This is a genomic window from Kaistia dalseonensis, assembly GCF_030814715.1.
Lineage (GTDB): Bacteria > Pseudomonadota > Alphaproteobacteria > Rhizobiales > Kaistiaceae > Kaistia > Kaistia dalseonensis.
In genome coordinates, this window is sequence record NZ_JAUSVO010000006.1 from 349114 (window position 1) to 366542 (window position 17429).

General features: G+C 63.9%; 15 protein-coding genes. 7 read left to right on the top strand and 8 right to left on the bottom strand.

Annotation, left to right across the window (positions count from 1 at the left end; all coding sequences use genetic code 11):
* Window positions 1-8 precede the first annotated feature (8 nt).
* Window positions 9-461 (top strand): Cu(I)-responsive transcriptional regulator, encoded by a 453-nt coding sequence (cueR, locus tag QO014_RS21090; RefSeq protein WP_266350729.1) that lies wholly within the window; start codon window positions 9-11, stop codon window positions 459-461.
* A 29-nt stretch (window positions 462-490) separates the two neighbouring features.
* Here cueR and mbfA read toward each other — a convergent pair whose 3' ends face one another.
* The 4 genes from mbfA to QO014_RS21110 all read right to left on the bottom strand — a co-directional run bounded on the left by mbfA (window position 491) and on the right by QO014_RS21110 (window position 4488).
* Window positions 491-1462: an iron exporter MbfA gene (gene mbfA, locus QO014_RS21095; RefSeq protein ID WP_266350730.1), complete on the bottom strand. Its 972-nt coding sequence runs from the start codon at window positions 1460-1462 to the stop codon at window positions 491-493.
* A gap of 79 nt (window positions 1463-1541) precedes the next feature.
* A complete protein-coding gene (locus QO014_RS21100; RefSeq protein WP_266350731.1) occupies window positions 1542-2153 on the bottom strand; it encodes a phosphatase PAP2 family protein in 612 nt (203 codons plus the stop codon).
* Window positions 2154-2362: 209 nt separating this feature from the next.
* The gene (gene iolG / locus QO014_RS21105) at window positions 2363-3352 is read right to left on the bottom strand and encodes an inositol 2-dehydrogenase (protein ID WP_266350732.1); all 990 of its coding nucleotides are present in this window, start codon (window positions 3350-3352) and stop codon (window positions 2363-2365) included.
* A gap of 17 nt (window positions 3353-3369) precedes the next feature.
* On the bottom strand, window positions 3370-4488 hold the full coding sequence (locus tag QO014_RS21110; protein ID WP_266350733.1) for a Gfo/Idh/MocA family protein: 1119 nt from the start codon (window positions 4486-4488) through the stop codon (window positions 3370-3372).
* A gap of 218 nt (window positions 4489-4706) precedes the next feature.
* Here QO014_RS21110 and QO014_RS21115 point away from each other — a divergent pair, with 218 nt between their 5' ends.
* The 5 genes from QO014_RS21115 (at window position 4707) to iolB (ending at window position 11830) form a co-directional block, all read left to right on the top strand.
* Complete coding sequence (locus QO014_RS21115) at window positions 4707-5540, top strand: MurR/RpiR family transcriptional regulator (protein ID WP_266350734.1); 834 nt, start codon at window positions 4707-4709, stop codon at window positions 5538-5540.
* A gap of 244 nt (window positions 5541-5784) precedes the next feature.
* Window positions 5785-7707: a bifunctional 5-dehydro-2-deoxygluconokinase/5-dehydro-2-deoxyphosphogluconate aldolase gene (locus QO014_RS21120; protein WP_266350735.1), complete on the top strand. Its 1923-nt coding sequence runs from the start codon at window positions 5785-5787 to the stop codon at window positions 7705-7707.
* 278 nt (window positions 7708-7985) lie between these two features.
* Window positions 7986-9833 carry a 3D-(3,5/4)-trihydroxycyclohexane-1,2-dione acylhydrolase (decyclizing) gene (iolD, locus tag QO014_RS21125; RefSeq protein ID WP_266350736.1) on the top strand — a complete coding sequence of 616 codons (1848 nt, stop codon included), beginning with the start codon at window positions 7986-7988 and terminating at the stop codon, window positions 9831-9833.
* A gap of 165 nt (window positions 9834-9998) precedes the next feature.
* Window positions 9999-10883, top strand: coding sequence for a myo-inosose-2 dehydratase (gene iolE, locus QO014_RS21130; protein ID WP_266350737.1), 885 nt, complete (start codon window positions 9999-10001; stop codon window positions 10881-10883).
* Window positions 10884-11032: 149 nt separating this feature from the next.
* Window positions 11033-11830, top strand: a complete 798-nt coding sequence (iolB, locus tag QO014_RS21135; protein WP_266350738.1) for a 5-deoxy-glucuronate isomerase — start codon at window positions 11033-11035, stop codon at window positions 11828-11830.
* A 13-nt stretch (window positions 11831-11843) separates the two neighbouring features.
* On the opposite strand, the gene QO014_RS21140 is transcribed toward iolB, so the two are convergent.
* Window positions 11844-12338, bottom strand: coding sequence for an MgtC/SapB family protein (locus tag QO014_RS21140; protein ID WP_266350739.1), 495 nt, complete (start codon window positions 12336-12338; stop codon window positions 11844-11846).
* A 476-nt stretch (window positions 12339-12814) separates the two neighbouring features.
* Between QO014_RS21140 and QO014_RS21145 the strand changes: the two genes are divergently transcribed.
* Window positions 12815-13783: a hypothetical protein gene (locus tag QO014_RS21145; RefSeq protein WP_266350740.1), complete on the top strand. Its 969-nt coding sequence runs from the start codon at window positions 12815-12817 to the stop codon at window positions 13781-13783.
* A 1069-nt stretch (window positions 13784-14852) separates the two neighbouring features.
* On the opposite strand, the gene QO014_RS21150 is transcribed toward QO014_RS21145, so the two are convergent.
* From QO014_RS21150 to QO014_RS21160, 3 genes are all read right to left on the bottom strand, one after another.
* A complete protein-coding gene (locus QO014_RS21150) occupies window positions 14853-15476 on the bottom strand; it encodes a nucleoside/nucleotide kinase family protein (protein ID WP_266350741.1) in 624 nt (207 codons plus the stop codon).
* A 33-nt stretch (window positions 15477-15509) separates the two neighbouring features.
* Complete coding sequence (locus tag QO014_RS21155; protein WP_266350742.1) at window positions 15510-16274, bottom strand: glutamine amidotransferase; 765 nt, start codon at window positions 16272-16274, stop codon at window positions 15510-15512.
* A 96-nt stretch (window positions 16275-16370) separates the two neighbouring features.
* Window positions 16371-17384: a rhamnose ABC transporter substrate-binding protein gene (locus QO014_RS21160; protein ID WP_266350743.1), complete on the bottom strand. Its 1014-nt coding sequence runs from the start codon at window positions 17382-17384 to the stop codon at window positions 16371-16373.
* Between the last annotated feature and the right edge of the window lie 45 nt (window positions 17385-17429).

Below are 17429 nucleotides of genomic sequence, written 5' to 3' on the forward strand. Positions count from 1 at the left end.
GTGAGACGATGAACATTGGAGAGGCCTCGGCGGCATCGGGCGTCAGCGCCAAGATGATCCGCTATTACGAGCAGATCGAGCTGATCCCGAGCGCGACGCGGACGGAAGCCGGCTATCGCGTCTATGGCGACAGGGATGTCGAGACATTGCGCTTCATCCGCCGCGCCCGCGACCTCGGCTTTTCGGTCGAGGAAATGGGCACGCTGCTCGCGCTCTGGCGCGACAAGGAGCGGGAAAGCAGCGAGGTCAAGCAGATCGCACTCGGCCACATCGCCGAGATCGAGCGGCGGATCCGGGAGCTCGAGGGCATGGCGCGCACGCTGCGCCATCTCGCAAGCCACTGCCACGGCGACCACCGCCCCGACTGCCCCATCCTCGACGACCTCGCGGCCAACACCCCCGATCCGGCACAGGCCAGAACACACAAGATGCCGCAACGTCGCAAGTCAGGCGTCCAATAAGGGACAGGGCTCGATGCCCTGTCCCGTAATCAGGCGCTGCCGATGAAGATACCGGTGAGCAGGACGAGCACGCCGCCGAGGACGACCTGCGCCAGCGCGGAATGCAGCGGCGTATCCATGTAGTGCCAGCGGATCCAGGAGATCGCGATCAGTTCCGCCGCCACGACGACACCGGCCACCGCCGTCGCGGTCCAGAAATCGGGGATCAGGTAGGGCAGCGTGTGGCCGAGGCCGCCGATCGTCGTCATCAGCCCGCAGACGGCACCGCGAACCCAGGGCACCCCACGCCCGGTAATGACGCCGTCATCGGAAAGTGCCTCGGTCAGGCCCATGGAGATGCCGGCGCCGATCGAGGCCGCGAGGCCGACCTGAAAGGCCGCGAAAGAGTGCTGTGTGGCGAAGGCGGCCGCAAAGATCGGCGCGAGCGTCGAGATCGAACCGTCGATGAGCCCGGCAAGGCCCGGCTGCACGATCTGCATGACGAACATGCGCCGGCGCGTCGCGTCTTCCTCGGTGCGGACACTTTCGCCGAGATGTTCGGCCTCGAGCTCCTCGGCCTTGCGCTCGTGCTTCGCCTCCATCGCGGCGAGATCGCCGAGCAGGGCGCGCACATCGGGGTCGGTCGCGCGCTCGGCCGCGCTCAGGTAGAAGCGCTGTGCCTGGAGCTCCATCGTCGCCGCGTCATGGCGGAAGCCGTCGACCGAGATCGTCTTCAGCGACCAGACCGGCGGATGGCGGACGAAGCCGCTGACATCGTCACGTCGAACAAGCGGGATATGCTCACCGAACTTCTTCCTGAAGAGGTCGATCAGGAGATGCCTGTGCCCGTCCTCTTCATCGGCCATCTCGTCGAAGACCTTGGCGGAACCCGGGAAATTCGGAGCGAGCCGCTCCGCCATGTCGCGGTAGCGCCGCGCATCCTCCTCTTCCGCGCCGATCGCCAGAGCCAGAACTTCACGCGCCGTCAAATCACGGAAACGCCGCTTGCCAAACGGGAACAAGGAAAACCCCAATCGCTCGATTTAGAATAGTTCTAAACATAGAAGGCGACGTGCCGCCTGTCCACCACGCGGCCGTGCGTTACCGACAAATCCCGGTATTGGCGACAATCCAGTAGGCGATCGCGTCGATCCGCTCCTCGGCACCGAGGTCGGCATTGCGCAGCAAGAGCAGGAGGACGATCGGGCCGACGATGAGCCAGATCCAGCGCAGGCGCAGCGGCCTTTGCAGCAGATCCTTTCGCGACCAGAGCACGAGCGGCGCGCCAAGCCCGATCACGCAGCCGAAGAGCACTTCGGACGGCGTGTGCGCTCCGAGCGCGATGCGGGAAAAGGCGATCATGAGCGCCAGCACGAAGCCAGCGCCGAGGATGGCGATCTGCTGCATCCGGCCTGCGGCGAGCCGCGCAAAGATCACCGCGAGGCCACCGAAGACCGCCACCGCCGAGGCGGCGTGGCCGCTCGGGCTGCGCAGGCGCAGTTGCGGCCAATAGCGGCCGCAGGGAATGAAGCCGAGCTTGGCGATCAGCATCAACGCCAGCACGGTGACGATGGAGAGCGTCCACCAGAGCGCCGCGCGGCGCTGGCCGGCAAGCAGCAACGTGACCGCGACAAGCAGCACTACGGGCAGGATGACGCCCTGCCCGCCAAAGCCGGTTATGATGCCATAGAAGCCGATATTGAGATGAGGCAAGACCCGCCGAAACTCCGAAACGCCGGCGCTGCCCCTCCCCGACGCTCCTACGCCGCCGACCGCCCCGCCAATCCACGATCGGCGCGACAATGCTGGACGGCTTATGGATTGTCCATGGCGACGCGCGTCAGGCCCGGCCTTCCCAGGAGGTCGTCACATCCAATGCGAACGCGCCCCTTCACTCAGGCGCGCCCGCATGTGCGCTGGCCTTATATTTCGACGACGCGCTTTTCCTGGGCTGATTTCAGTGCGGCTTCCGCGAGCACCAGGGCCTTGAGGCCGTCCTCGCCGGTTGGCGTGATCGGCTTGCCATCCACGACCGAGCCAATGAACGAGGCGATCTCGTTGCGATAGGCTTCGGTGTAGCGCGTCATGAAGAAGTTCAGCAGCGGCTCGCGGCGATAGCCCTCCGCATTGGCGACCTCGACATTGGTGGCGCGCAGATTATCCGCCGAAACCAGGCCCTTCGAGCCATGGACCTCGATGCGCTGGTCATAGCCATAGGTGGCGCGGCGTGAGTTCGAGATCTGGGCGATCTTGCCCGAGGCCGTGGTGAGCACAATCGAGGCGCTGTCGAAATCGCCGAGCTTGCCGATTTCCGGATCGACCAGCACCGAGGCGCTGGCATAGACGGTCGCAATCTCCTCGCCGAGGAGGAAGCGCGCCATGTCGAAATCATGGATCGTCATGTCGCGGAACATGCCGCCCGAGCGCTTGATGTAATCGGCGGGCGGTGCGCCGGGATCGCGCGAGGTGATCGAGACCATCTCGACATCACCGATCGCGCCGATATCGATCTGGCGGCGTAACTCGATGAAGTTCGGATCGAAGCGACGGTTGAAGCCGACCATCAGCTTCGCCTTCTCGGCCGCCACAACGGCGAGGCAGTTGCGTACCCGAGCGACGTCGAGATCGATCGGCTTCTCGCAGAAAATGGCCTTTCCGGCCCGTGCCGCCTGCTCGATCATGGTGGCGTGGAGATCAGTCGGCGTCGTGATCAGCACGCCATCAATGTCGGAGGCGTTCATGATGTCGTCGGCGCTGCGCACTTCGGCACCGGACGAGGCGGCGAGCGCCTTGGCGGCATCGGCAAATGCGTCGGCGACCGCCACGAGCCTGGCGCCCGGGTTGGCGGCAATCGCGCCCGCATGCACCTTGCCGATGCGGCCCGCGCCCAGAAGTCCCAGTCTCAAAACCATGTCGATCCTCCCAAGAGTCAGTGGACTTCGATCCAGCCGCGCGCCTCATGCGAGCGCGCCATGGCGTGGACCGTGCGTTCTATCGTCAGGCCCGTCTCGAAATCGATGAGATGAGCCGGTTCGCCCGAAATCGCGCGCAGGATTTCCCGCGCCTCGATCACCTTCAGGTCGTTGAAGCCGAGGCTGTGGCCCGGCGCCGGGATGAACTTGCCATAGGGCGGATGCGCCGTGCCGGTCAGGATGGTGCGGAAGCCCTGCTCCGCCGCCAGACCTTCGGCGACATAGAGTTGCAGCTCGTTCATCCGCTCCTGGTCATAGGTGAGCGTGCCCTTCGAGCCGAAGATCTGCACCGCGATCCGGCCCTTGCGACCCCAGGCCGAGCGATTGACCAGAAGGCTGCCGGAGGCGCCATTCTCCAATCGAAACAACACGTTGCCGATGTCGTGTGTCTCGACATCGCGCGCGCCGCCGCCGGAAAGCGGCCGCGTCGGATAGGGCTTGGCCATGTCGGCGATGACGCTCCTGACCGGACCGACGAGGACGGCAAGCAGCGAGAGCGGGTGGACCGCGAAATCGTCGAGCGCGCCATAGCCCGAGCCCGCATCGCTCTTCCAGCCGAACGGCGCGGCCGGATCGGCCATGAAATCCTCGTCCATCTCGACGCGGACATGGGTCACCGTGCCGATCGTGCCGGCCTCGATGAGGGCCTTCATATGCCGCGTGGCGGGGTTCTGGATGTAATTATAGCCGAGCACCGCGACCTTGCCGGAGGCGCGGGCGGCATCGCGCATGCGCATGGCATCGGGCTCCGACGTTGCCATCGGCTTCTCGCACCAGACATGCTTGCCGGCTTCGAGCGCCGCGATCGCCATTTCGGCATGGAACTGGTTCGGCGTCGTCACGGAGACGATGTCCACCTCGGGATCGCTCACGACGGCACGCCAGTCGCCGGAGGATTTCGCGAAGCCGAGCTCGGCCGCCTTGCGCCTTGCGGTCTCGGCATCGACCTCGCCCAGATGGACCAGACGCGGACGCGGTACGTCGCCGAAGGTCGGCGCGACAGCGTTCCAGGCGAGCGCATGGCACTTGCCCATATAGCCGGTGCCGATCAGGCCGATGCCAACGGCGTTGCCCATTATTGCCCCCCGCTGCCTCACCTGTGGCCCGGTCTGTTGCCGGTTGTTGGCAGGCCTTGTCGGCCCGCTCGTTTGCGGTCGCCATCGCCTCGCCTGTTATCAGCGGCTGGATTGGCCACGCGATCCATGCGATTTTTTCAGCGCTTTTTGAGCCGATATGGAATATTTATTCTGTCTGATTGGGATACGTCAAGCGGCGGGATGGAGAAGGCTTGTCGATGAATATCGAGACGGACATGGCCGCGCCGCGCGACTTCGCCGGTTTTCGGCTGGCGCTGCTGGCCAAGCGGGAAAAACTGCCGAAGCGGCTCGGCCAGGTCGCGGATTTCGCGATCGCCAATCCCGACGAGATGGCCTTCGGCACGGCGGCGGGCATTGCCGACAAGGCCGATGTGCAGCCCTCGACGCTGGTCCGCTTCGCTCAGGCGCTGGGCTATCAGGGCTTCTCGGAGTTGCAGGCGATCTTCCAGGACCGGCTGCGCGAACGCCCCGCCTCCTATCAGGACCGCCTCGACGCGCTGCGCTCCCATGCCGAGGGCAGCGAGACGGCCGCGCTCTTCGCCGGTTTCTGCGACGCCGCCGAACGATCGATCGGCACGCTGCGGGACAGGATCGCCATCGAGCAGATCGACGAGGCGGCAAGGCTGCTGGCACGCGCCGAGACGATCTATCTCATCGGCCAACGGCGCTCCTTCCCGATCACCAGCTATATGAGCTACGCCTTCGGCAAGCTCGGCGTGAAGACGGTCCTGGTCGGCTCGTCGCAGGGAACAGAGGCGGAAACGCTGTCATTTGCGAGCGATCGCGATGCGGCGATCGCGATCTCGTTCACGCCCTATGCCTCGGCGACGCTCGACCATGCCCGCCTGGTCGCGGAGCGCGGCACGCCGCAAGTCGTCATCACCGACAGTCCGTTTAGCCCGCTCATTCCGAAGAACGGCGTCTGGTTCGAGGTGGTCGAGGCCGATTTCGAGGGCTTCCGCTCACTCTCCGCCTCCATGGCGCTCGCCATGACGCTGACGGTGGCCGTCGCCGAGGCGAGACGCGGATAACGTCTCGCGTCCTATCGCCTGGCCTTTTCCGCGGCCCACGAAGGAGAAGGAAGAGCGTCTATTCCATATTGACGACAATTCGGAATTTATGTTCCATTGCCGCCCGAAGAACGCAGGGCAACGACCCTGTTGATGCGTTTCGTAAACAGACGTTGCCGTTCGGCTTGCCTTTCGCGGTCCCTTGTTGCCATTCGCTGCGCAATGTCGGGGTCCCGGCCGGCACGCTGGACGCCGGGAGGACACCATGACCGAGGCCCATGCCAAACCGCTCGACGTGATCACGATTGGTCGTTCGTCGGTCGATCTCTATGGCCAGCAGATCGGCTCGCGGCTGGAGGACATCACCTCGTTTGCGAAATCCGTCGGCGGCTGCCCCTCCAACATCGCGATCGGCACGGCACGGCTCGGCCTCCGCTCCGGCGTGATCACCCGGGTGGGCGATGAGCAGATGGGCCGCTTCATCCGCGAGCAGATGGAGCGCGAGGGCGTGGCGACCACGGGCATCGCGACCGACCCCGAGCGGCTGACCGCGCTGGTGCTCCTCGCCGTCGAGGAGGAAGGCGTTTCGCCGATGATCTTCTATCGGACCGACTGCGCCGACATGGCGCTTTCGGAAGCCGATATCGACGAAGCCTATATCGCCTCCGCCCGGTCGATCGTGGTGACCGGCACGCATTTCTCGCGCCCAAACAGCGACGCGGCGCAAAGGAAGGCGATCCGCATCGCCAAAGCGAACGGCGCCAGGGTGATCTTCGACATCGACTATCGCCCGAACCTCTGGGGCCTCGCGGGTCACGCCAGCGGCTTCGAGCGCTATGTGAAATCCGACCGCGTCTCGGACCAGTTGAAGACCGTGCTCGCCGATTGCGACCTCATCGTCGGCACCGAAGAGGAAATCCGCATCGCCTCCGGCGCGGATGACGTGCTGGGCGCCCTCAAGACGATCCGCGCGCTCTCATCGGCGACGATCGTGCTGAAGCGCGGCGCCATGGGCTGCATCGTCTATGACGGGCCAATCAGCGACGATCTAGAGGCCGGTATTGTCGGCGAGGGCTTCCCGATCGAGGTCTATAATGTGCTCGGCGCCGGCGACGCCTTCATGTCGGGCTTCCTGCGCGGCTGGCTCAGCGGCGAGCCGCTCGCGACCTGCGCCACCTGGGCCAATGCCTGCGGCGCCTTCGCCGTTTCGCGGCTGCTCTGCTCGCCGGAATATCCGACATGGGCGGAGCTTTCCTTCTTCCTGGAGCATGGCTCGAGGGAGTTCGCGCTCCGCAAGGACGCGGCCATCAACCACATCCATTGGGCGACCACGCGCCGCGCCCAGCCCGAGGGCCTGATGGCGCTCGCGATCGACCATCGCTCGCAATTGGAGGCCGTCGCCGACGGACTCGGCGTGCCGCGCAAGAAGATCGACGGCCTGAAGGCGCTCGCCGTCACGGCCGCGGCCCGGGTCGCCAAGGGGCGTCCGGGATACGGCATGCTGCTCGATTCAACCTATGGCCAGAAGGCGATGGTCGAGGCGGCGAAACAGGGCTTCTGGATCGGCCGCCCGGTCGAGCAACCCGGCTCGCGGCCGCTCGATTTCGATCACCTGCCCGACCTCGGCAGTCATCTGGTCGAATGGCCGGTTGGCCATACGGTGAAATGCCTCTGCTTCTACCATCCCGACGATCCGGCCGAACTCAAGGCGCGCCAGGAGCGCGAACTGCTCCGCCTCAACGACGCGGTGCGCACGGTCGGGCGCGAATTGCTGGTCGAGATCATCGCCGGCAAGCACGGCCCGCTCGGCGACACCACCATCGCCACCGTCATGGAACGGCTCTATGATCTCGACATCAAGCCGGACTGGTGGAAGCTCGAGCCCCAGAAGAGCCCGACCGCCTGGACGAATATCGAGACGGTGATCACGACGCGCGATCCCTATTGCCGCGGCATCGTGATGCTCGGCCTCGAAGCGCCGGAGCACGAACTGGTCGCCGCCTTCCGCGCCGCCGCCGCGACGCCGCTGGTCAAGGGCTTCGCCGTCGGCCGCACGATCTTCGCGGAAGCGGCCGAGAAATGGCTGGGCGGAGCGATGAGCGACGAGGACGCCGTGGCCGACATGGCGACGAAGTTCGAGGCTCTGGTCGCCGCTTGGCAAGGCGCAATGAAGAGCGAGGCGGCGTAGGAGGATTGATCGCCCGGACGAGCGTCGCCAACGCTCTCTCTGAACCCTCCCCTTGAGGGAGGGTCAAAACCGCGCAGCGGTTTTGGGGAGCGGGTGCGGAGCCGGAGCCGCGTGACGGCCGGGAAGACGAAACATGCGGCGGCGAAAGCCGCGCAGAGAGACGAACGAGATCAAGCGCCCCTCCCCAAGACCGGCTTTGCCGGTTTTGACCCTCCCCCAAGGGGAGGGTTAAGGAAGAGGGGGAAGAACGACACCGAAGACGACCGAGGAACCGTCCGATGAACACCATCCGCCTGACCATGGCGCAAGCGCTGGCGCGCTTTCTCGTCAACCAGAAGACCGTGATCGACGGCAAGACCGTGCCGATCTTCGCCGGCATCTGGGCGATCTTCGGCCATGGCAATGTCGCCGGCTTCGGTGAGGCGCTCTATCAGGTCCGCGATCAGTTGCCGACCTATCGCGCCCATAATGAACAATCGATGGCCCACGCCGCGATCGCCTTCGGCAAGGCGAGCTTCCGCCGCCGCATGATGGCGGTGACGAGCTCGATCGGCCCCGGCGCGACCAATATGGTGACGGCCGCCGCCCTCGCCCATGTCAACCGCCTGCCCGTCCTGCTTCTACCCGGCGACGTCTTCGCCAATCGCCGCCCCGACCCAGTCTTGCAGCAGGTCGAGAGCTTCGAGGACGGCACCGTCTCGGCCAATGACTGCTTCCGTCCGGTCTCGCGCTATTTCGACCGCATCACCCGCCCCGAGCAGATCATTCCCGCGCTGCACCGCGCCATGGCCGTTCTGACCGACCCGGCCAATTGCGGCCCCGTCACGCTGTCGCTCTGCCAGGATGTGCAGGCCGAGGCCTATGACTATCCGGAGAGCTTCTTCGAGGAGCGGATCTGGACGCAGCGGCGCGCCCGCCCGGACGAGGACGAACTGGCGGCTGCGATCCACGCGCTGCGCGGCGCCAAGAAGCCACTGATCGTCGCCGGCGGCGGCGTGCTCTATTCCGGCGCCACCGACGCGCTGAAGGCCTTCGCCGAGACCCACCGCATTCCCGTCGCCGAGACGCAGGCGGGCAAATCCTCCCTGCCGGCGGCGCATCCGCTCAATATGGGCTCGATCGGCGTCACCGGCACGTCGGCCGCCAACCAGCTTGCGGTCGAAGCCGATGTGATCCTCGCGATCGGATCGCGCCTGCAGGATTTCACCACCGGCTCCTGGGCGCTGTTCCAGAACCAGCACCAGACCGTGATCGGCCTCAACACGCAGGTCTTCGACGCGACCAAGCACAAGGCGCTGCCGCTGGTTGCCGACGCGCTGGCGGGCCTCAAGGAAATCTCGGCCGATCTCGGCGTCTATCGCGCGCCCGAAAGCTGGGCCGAGCGCGCCGAAGCCGGGCGCACGGCCTGGTTCGTCGATGCCGACAAGGCGACCGCGGCGACCAATGCCGAGCTTCCCTCCGACGGGCAGGTGATCGGCGCCGTGCAGCGCGCGCTGACCGAGAAGGCGACGGTCGTCTGCGCCTCGGGCGGCCTGCCCGGCGAATTGCACAAGCTCTGGCAGGCGGGCGCGCCCGGCTCCTACCATCTCGACTATGGCTATTCGACCATGGGCTATGAGATCGCCGGCGGGCTCGGCGTCAAGATGGCGAAGCCCGACGAGGAGGTCGTCGTCATGCTCGGCGACGGCTCCTATCTGATGCTCAATTCCGAGATCGCCACCTCGGTCATGCTCGGCCTGCGGCTGACCATCGTCGTGCTCGACAATTCCGGCTTCGGCTGCATCAACCGGCTGCAGATGGCGACCGGCGGCGCCAACTTCAACAATCTGCTGAAGGACGCGAAGCACGAGGTTCTGCCCGCGATCGATTTCGCCGCCCATGCCGCGAGCCTCGGCGCGATCGCCAGGAAAGTCGCCTCGATCGCCGAGCTCGAGACAGCCCTCGCCGAGGCCAAGAGCAATGACCGCACCACGGTCGTCGTCATCGACACCGACCCGCTGATCACCACCGATGCCGGCGGCGCCTGGTGGGATGTCGCCGTGCCGGAGGTCAGCGTCCGCCCGCAGGTCAACGCCGCCCGCAAGGCCTATGAGGAAGCGATCAAGGCGCAGAGGTTTGTAAACTGAACTTGAGCGGCAATGCATCAAGATTTGCCGTCATCCCGGGCGAAGCGTAGCGAAGACCCGTGATCCATCCAGCCGCCATCCGGTATCGGCTGAATGGATCCCCGCTTTCGCGGGGATGACGGAACTCTACTTGAGAGAAACCCCTATTCGGCGAGGAAGCCACACATGATCCGCATCGGCGCCAACCCGATCTGCTGGTCCAATGACGACATGCAGGAGATCGGCGGCGACATTCCGCTCGAGCAATGCCTGGCCGAAGCCAAGGCGATCGGCATTGAGGGCATGGAGCTCGGCAACAAGTTTCCGCGCACGCCCGCCGCGCTGAAGCCGATCCTCGACGCCTTCAAGCTCGACCTCGTCTCGGGCTGGTATTCGACCTTTCTGATCGAGCGCAACCCGGAGACGGAGTTCGAGGCGGCGCGGCCGCATGTCGAACTCCTGAAGGCGCTCGGCGCCAAGGTGCTGATCGCGGCCGAATGCACGCGCACCATCCACGGCACGCAATCCGCCCCGCTCTCGACCCGGCCCGTGATGACCGACGCCGAATGGGACCGCTTCAATGCCGGGCTGACGCGCTTCGCCGAAATGCTGGCGGAAGAAGGGCTGACGCTGGTCTACCACCACCATATGGGCACCGTGGTGCAGACCGAGGCCGAGATCGACCGCATGATGGCAGGCACCGGCCCGGCCGTGCACCTGCTGCTCGATACCGGCCATATCACCTGGGCCGGCGGCGATCCCGTCGCGCTCGCGCGGCGCTATTCTGACCGCATCGCCCATGTCCACACCAAGGATGTCCGCCCGGCGATCGCCCGGCAGGCGATCGAGGAGGATTGGTCGTTCCTGAACAGCGTGCTCGCCGGCGTCTACACAGTGCCCGGCGATGGCGCGATCGACTATGTCGCCGTGTTCCGGGAAATCCCGGACTATTCCGGCTGGATCGTGATCGAGGCCGAGCAGGACCCGGTCAAGGCCCCGCCGCTCCAATATGTGCAGATGGGTTTCGACAATCTGAACCGGTTCATCGATGAGGCCGGGTTGAAGCGGTAGACGGATGGACGCGCATCCGTCCTCCGAGGTTCCGTCATCCCCGCGAAAGCGGGGACCCATTCAGCCGCCAGCGCCTCAGGCTGAATGGATCCCGGGTCTTTGCCCGGGATGACGGCAAAGGGCGCAAAGCACGAGCAGGAGCCCCCACTATGTCCCATCTCCTCGTCAAACCGTCCGGCGACCATGGCCGGGTCGTCCATGTGACGCCTGAGTCCGCCGGCTGGACCTATGTCGGCTTCGATCTGAACAAGCTCCATGCCGGCGAGACCGTCGAGGGCAATACGGGCGACCGCGAGGTCTGCCTCGTGCTCGTCTCGGGCAAGGCGCGCGTCATCGTCGACGATGTCGATTTCGGCACGATCGGCGAGCGCATGTCGCCCTTCGACGGCAAGCCGCATTCCGTCTATGTGCCGGCCGAAAGCGACTGGACCGTCACGGCCACGACCGAACTGACGCTCGCGGTCTGCTCGGCGCCGAGTCTTGGCGGCAACCTGCCGCCGCGCCTGATCAGCCCCGACCATGTCAGCCAGGAAGTGCGCGGCAAGGGCTCGAACACGCGCTATGTGACCAACATCCTGCCGGAGAACGAGCCGGCGGATTCGCTCCTCGTCGTCGAGGTGATCACGCCCGGCGGCAACACGTCGAGCTATCCCCCGCACAAGCACGACCAGGACGATCTCCCGCGCGAATCCCTGCTGGAAGAGACCTATTATCACCGCTTGAACCCGCCGCAGGGCTTCGCCTTCCAGCGCGTCTACACCGACGACCGCGCGCTCGACGAGGCGATGGCGGTGGAGGACGGCGACACGGTGCTGGTGCCGAAGGGCTACCACCCCTGCGCCACCATCCACGGCTACGACCTCTATTATTTGAACGTCATGGCCGGCCCGAAGCGGACCTGGAAATTCCACAACGCGAAGGAGCATGAGTGGTTGTTGAAGGGGTGAGCCATGGGGCGGATCAATCCGCCTTGCCGGGCTTGCCGTTGGCAGCCCCCGTGAGCAGGCCCAGTATCACCATGACGAACAGGCAGATCGCGACAGCGATGATGGCCACCAGAACATAGCCGAGCCCGCAAGCCACACCGACGGCGCCGGCGAGCCACATGGCGGCGCCGGTGGTGAGCCCTTTCACCTCGCCGCGGCTCTGGATGATGGCGCCGGCAGCCAGGAAGGCCACGCCGGCGGTCACCGCCTCGATGATACGCACCGGGTCCACCGTCACATGCTCCATGCCGAGCGCCGGTGAATTGAGAATCTCGAGCATGACGATCGTGAAGACCGCCGCCGCGAGCGCCGTCAGGCTGTGGGTGCGCAGCCCGGCGGGCCGGGATTTCCATTCCCGCTCGATCCCGATCACCGCGCCGAGCCCTGTGGCCATGAGCAGACGGAGCAGAAGGGCGGGAAGCGGCATATGCGTCGCCAGATACGACCCTTCGAGCCATTCACCCATCATGACACCCATTTCGAACGACGGAATTGTCGCGCGCTGACAGCCGCCTACCGACTGTCGCGCAACGACAACGCCGAAGCCCGAAACCGGTTTCCTCCGCCACGAGGGCCGATGGCGACGGCGCGGCGCTGATGCCGGGCCGCCTCGGGCAGGCCATGATAGGCGGATCAATCTCGACGGCGGTGATGGTGGGGCCGGAGGAATTCGAATGGTGGTGTCGCTATGGTTTCTCATAGCTCTCCGCTCGGATACCCCCGAGAAGTACCCCACAATGCTGCGAGCGTTTTCTGCTGTTTTCGTCAGGATTTTCGAAATTTCAGAGCATCGGCGGCGAAAGGCAAGCGAGCATTAGGCGGCTGCGGGACCTTGATGCGAACGACGGGTTAGGGTGGCAGGGGGGCTGGCAGCTTCGGGCTTGGGGACTCATGAGCGCCAACATATAAAGGGCGTGCTGCATGGGAGCCTTATGAGTAAAAGCTATGATCGATGCCAGGGCTGTATGTGACCAGTATATGCAATCCCGCTATCTGCGTGAAGCGTCTGATGAATCCCCTCAGCAGCGGCTAGCCGTCATTGCGAACAATCTCTGGTCAACTCGCCGCGACGGAGAGGTTACGCAGCCTCGCAGCCTCGACCGTCGGCGTGAAATGCTCGAGCTATACACTCATGTGCTTCGCGAACAGATGGAGCGGTCCAAGTCGGTCGAACTTGTCATTGATGAAGCCGCTATACGACATAGCGCTTCGAGCAGTTATGTCCAACGTCAAACGGTTCGCCCGATCACCTTTGCACCGGACTGCTACGCCAAGTTCGGGCAGAAGGAGCACATTTTGTCCGCTCTAGCCGGGAAGCTCTTCATCCAGCCTGCCGCCAATTATAACGACTCGTCCCTCAACGCCGCGCAGTTGGACAATGAACTTCTGCATCACGTTAGCACCCCCAACGAGCGGCTGATTGCACGTCTCTACGGTCTCGATGGGAATGGCAATGAAGTCGAGATTGAGCCGCATTGGAGCGAACTGTTCCGCTACATGAACGTCCCGAACTTCTATGTCTGGTGCTGTGGCCTCGGCTATGATGCGCGGCTGTTCAGCGATTTTAAGGCAGATGCGGCACTTGTGGTGAAAGACAAAACAGCATTTGAAGAGCGCTTAGTCCGAGCTATGGAAACAATTCTGCCGGACGCCGAGATCAGGCATGGTACAATCAGTTATTACGACCCCTACACGACTCGTCATGATCAGCTCATTCCCGCATTTAGTAAGAACATTATATACCTTTACCAGAACGAATACCGATTCATTTGGCAGCTCCACGAGGAACGAGAGCTAAAGCCTTTTTTAATTGATCTAGGGTCACTAGACGACATTGCTGAAGTGGTCGAACTAGCAAGCGAATCGCCCTTTATCGGCGAAGGTATGTCGCAACGCGTCTGCTTCTGGCATTAGCAGCGAATGTGGGTCCGTTTACAGGACCTGAACCGGCGACTGCAGTTACCCCCGATAGCGATCAGTTTCACAATCAGCAGTTCACGAACCATTCAATTTCAATGGCTTAAATTGATCTCGCTCCGAAGCGATCCGTTTTGCGGCGAGGGAACGGGTATCTTGGCACGACGGGGTTGGGGGAATTCGTCTCCACCCCTCCCACAATGCCTCAAAACATGGCCCCGCGCCATGTTAAGTCTTTGATTTCATTAAAAATGGTGGTGGACGCAGCCCGCCGGAAACCAGTCTCTGCCTGCATTCCCTGTTCTGCGCTGAAACCACTGAGAGCGCTTTCCTCCCGACCTCGGACCATTCATCCCTTGGAAAGCGACGTTATTTCCGTGGGTTATCCGAAACTCGCTGTTGAAACGAAGGGCCGATTTTCCGATTCTGGAGCCGTGTTTGCGGTGGCTATCAGGGAAAGTCGGCTGTCGTCTGGCGGGATTGCATTGTCGTCAGCCGGGATTGGACTGCACGTTTGCGGGATCCGCTTGCGGCAACGCGGGATCGCTTTGCCGAATGGCGGTTCGACACTGTCGCTATGCGGCACCACCCTGCCGCTAAGCGAGATGCGATTGCCGCTTTGCGGAATCCAATTGTCGAATTCGGAAGTGGCCTGGCAGCGGCGGATCCAATGCCACAAACAAGCGCCGCCCAAGACGGTGGGCAACTCTAACCACAAGGGCGCTCGACAACGTCGACATGAATTCCGGGAAATCTGGCAAGGCGTAGGGACTGAAGCCATCGCCGCAAACGAACAGCGAAACAGCAGCCTCGTTTGGGGCGAATGCCAAGGCTCAGGTGCCAACCCTATTGCGTCATGGTCGACGCGGACAATCAGGTGTGAACAAACGCCCAAGCAGGCCCCCACACCGGATGGCTTCAACAGATTGAGAATAGTCAGAAATTCTATTTCTACCGGGGGATCGATCGGCGCCGATCAAGACCCTGGTTCCCTTCACAATATATAATGACAATCAGAGAGTTAGGTCGATTTGAGTCGAGCCCCCGAATCCACGCCTATTCACAGTCATGTCCGGAGGAAATACGTGGCAGGCCGGCTTTGTGTCAGCACGAGATCGACATTGGGCATGTCGTTGCCGTCCATCTTCACGGCCATCTCCGCCTCGTTCAGCCGGTAATGCGTCCATCGCTCGAAAAGGCGCTGGCGCAGGACTTCGCGGTCCGCCGTGATCATGATTGTCGTGTCGAAGGCGAGGCTTCGCCACGGTTCGCGGTCGAGCAGCAGGTAGTTGCCCTCAACGATCAGCAACCGCACGGAGCGCGGGATGATCCGGGCGCCAGCGCGCGCAATCTCGATGTCGCGGTCGAAGACCGGCACCGCGATCTCATCCTCGTCATCGGCGCGCAAGCGCCGCAACATATGTTCGAAGCCCGCCACATCGAAGGTTTCGGGCGCGCCCTTGCGCGGGCGCAGGCCGCGCGGAACGAGGACAAGGTCGTCGAAATGATAGCCGTCCATCGACAGCACGGCGGCGGCGCCGGGATGGACAGCGTTGAGGCGATCCTCGAGCTGCGCGGAGAGCGTCGATTTGCCGGCACCGGGCGGACCGGCCAGGGCCACCATGTGCCGGGCGGCTCCGATCTTCGTCGTCAGAAGTGTCGTGAGTTCGTCGATCGAAAGGGGTTGCATGGCGTGACCGTCTATCGCTGAACTAGCACCTGTCTACTCTTCCCGAGCCAACCAGCGGATCATATTGGCCATCAGCCGGTCATAGCTTTCCCAATCGAGGAAGTCCTTCGAGAGCCAATGAGGTCCGATATCGGTCGCCCATGCGAGCGTACGGCCGGCACCATACAAGCGCACGGCAAGGAGGGGGAGGACGGCGCCGCGATACGGGACCTGAACGAGAATCGTGGCGTCGGACGGCGCGCGGGCCAAGGTTCGGTTGATTCCGAGAATATAGGGGATGGGCACGTTGATGCCGTCCAATATCGGATGGCCGGGCTGCACAACCGCGGGGTCGAGACCTTCCGGCGCCTCGACGCCATCGGGTCCTGGCAGGCACTCGACAGGCAGACAGTCCTCGACCGCCGTGCCATGGAACAGAGCCATGCCGTCCATGCCCTGGAAGCTCGTATAGCCGCCGGCCATCATCAGCGCGCCGCCGCTCTCGACCCATTGCCGCAGCAGTTCGAGCCGGTTGACGGACCGCCGGCCCGCGCGCGTCTGCTTCGTATAGAGAAGCGACAGCATGCCGACATCGGAAAGCACGACACAGGAAAAGGCAGAAAGAGCCTCGAGACTGGTCGGAAACTCACTTTCGCAGCGCTCGCCCCCGATCTGCGTCACCTCGATCCCGCAAGCTGCCATCGCGGCGAGATAGCGTTCCGCGCCGTTCGTATAGCGGGAGGAGGCTCCGACCTCATAACCCTTGGAGGCGAACGACGTGATATGGAAAGTTTCGCCGGCCAGCAGGACGGGTTTCATCGGTCAATCCTCGGTGAGGGCGAAGTGGGAGCCAAAAGCCGAAGGGCGCCGCCTCCCGAGAGCGGCGGCGCCATCTGTCTCTTGATCGTCAAAAGATCAGAACTTGAACTCTTCGACGTTCGCCGGCGTCACGATATCGGCCGGTCCGAGCAGCACTTCGCCGCCCTTGCCGACCGTGTAGTCGCCGAGACGCCCGGCCTTGAAGGTCTCGCCTTCCTTGCCGGTCAGCTTGCACTGGGCCACGGCCTGCGCTGCGAAATAAGTCAGGTAGCCGAGATCCTTGACGTTCCACCAGATGTCCTGGACCGAGCCATCCTGGATATACTTCTTGATCAGCGTGGCAGGGGCGAGGCCCGTCAGCTTGATCTTGCCGAGCAGGCCGGCCTGCTCCATGGCGCGCGCCGCGGCCGGAAGGCCGATGCCGGCGGGAATGATGATGCCCTTCAGATTGGGGAACGCCTGCGCGAGACCCAGCGCCTGCTGCTGGTTGACCTGCTCGCTCTCCTGGCCATAGGCGACCTGGACGAGCTTCATCTTGGCGTATTTCGGCTCGGCCGCCATCTTCGCCTTCATGAAGTCGATCCAGGCGTTCTGGTTCGTCGCGGTGGGCGTCGAGGAGAGGATGGCGAACTCGCCATCATAGTCGATGAGCTTGCCCATCGATTCCAGCATCATCTCGGCCAGGCTGTCGCCGGCCGCCTGATTGAGGAAGACCGTGCGGGCGGCAGGGGCGACGTCGGAATCGTAGGACACGATCTTGACGCCCTGCTGCATGGCGCGCTTCAGCGCCGGAGCGACGGCATTGGCATCATTGGCCGAGATGGCGATGACGCCGACCTTCTGCGAGACGAGATTGTTGATGAACTCGATCTGCGCCTCGGCCGTCGCCTGGGACGGAGCCTGCTTGATGGCCTTGCCGCCGATCTCGGCGGCCGCTTCCTCGGCGCCGGTCTGCGCCACCTGGAAATAGGGATCCGTGTCGAGCTTTGGCAGGAAGCCGACGGTGACCGGGCCGGTCGCGCATTCCTCGGCGCTGGCGACGGATGCGAGCGACGCGACGGCAACGAGGCTACTGGCAAGCAGCAGGGACTTAACGAGATGCGATTTCATGGTCTTCCTCCTCGGGACTTTCGATCCGGATTGGCTGCATGCAGG

What these genes read in the sequence shown, in the direction of transcription:
- QO014_RS21110 (WP_266350733.1), bottom strand. Translation starts at nt 4,488, where the DNA reads ATGGGCAACGCCGTTGGCATCGGCCTGATCGGCACCGGCTATATGGGC.
- QO014_RS21150 (WP_266350741.1), bottom strand. Translation starts at nt 15,476, where the DNA reads ATGCAACCCCTTTCGATCGACGAACTCACGACACTTCTGACGACGAAG.
- cueR (WP_266350729.1), top strand. Translation starts at nt 9, where the DNA reads ATGAACATTGGAGAGGCCTCGGCGGCATCGGGCGTCAGCGCCAAGATG.
- QO014_RS21160 (WP_266350743.1), bottom strand. Translation starts at nt 17,384, where the DNA reads ATGAAATCGCATCTCGTTAAGTCCCTGCTGCTTGCCAGTAGCCTCGTT.
- iolG (WP_266350732.1), bottom strand. Translation starts at nt 3,352, where the DNA reads ATGGTTTTGAGACTGGGACTTCTGGGCGCGGGCCGCATCGGCAAGGTG.
- iolD (WP_266350736.1), top strand. Translation starts at nt 7,986, where the DNA reads ATGAACACCATCCGCCTGACCATGGCGCAAGCGCTGGCGCGCTTTCTC.
- iolB (WP_266350738.1), top strand. Translation starts at nt 11,033, where the DNA reads ATGTCCCATCTCCTCGTCAAACCGTCCGGCGACCATGGCCGGGTCGTC.
- QO014_RS21120 (WP_266350735.1), top strand. Translation starts at nt 5,785, where the DNA reads ATGACCGAGGCCCATGCCAAACCGCTCGACGTGATCACGATTGGTCGT.
- iolE (WP_266350737.1), top strand. Translation starts at nt 9,999, where the DNA reads ATGATCCGCATCGGCGCCAACCCGATCTGCTGGTCCAATGACGACATG.
- QO014_RS21145 (WP_266350740.1), top strand. Translation starts at nt 12,815, where the DNA reads ATGATCGATGCCAGGGCTGTATGTGACCAGTATATGCAATCCCGCTAT.
- QO014_RS21115 (WP_266350734.1), top strand. Translation starts at nt 4,707, where the DNA reads ATGAATATCGAGACGGACATGGCCGCGCCGCGCGACTTCGCCGGTTTT.
- QO014_RS21140 (WP_266350739.1), bottom strand. Translation starts at nt 12,338, where the DNA reads ATGATGGGTGAATGGCTCGAAGGGTCGTATCTGGCGACGCATATGCCG.
- QO014_RS21155 (WP_266350742.1), bottom strand. Translation starts at nt 16,274, where the DNA reads ATGAAACCCGTCCTGCTGGCCGGCGAAACTTTCCATATCACGTCGTTC.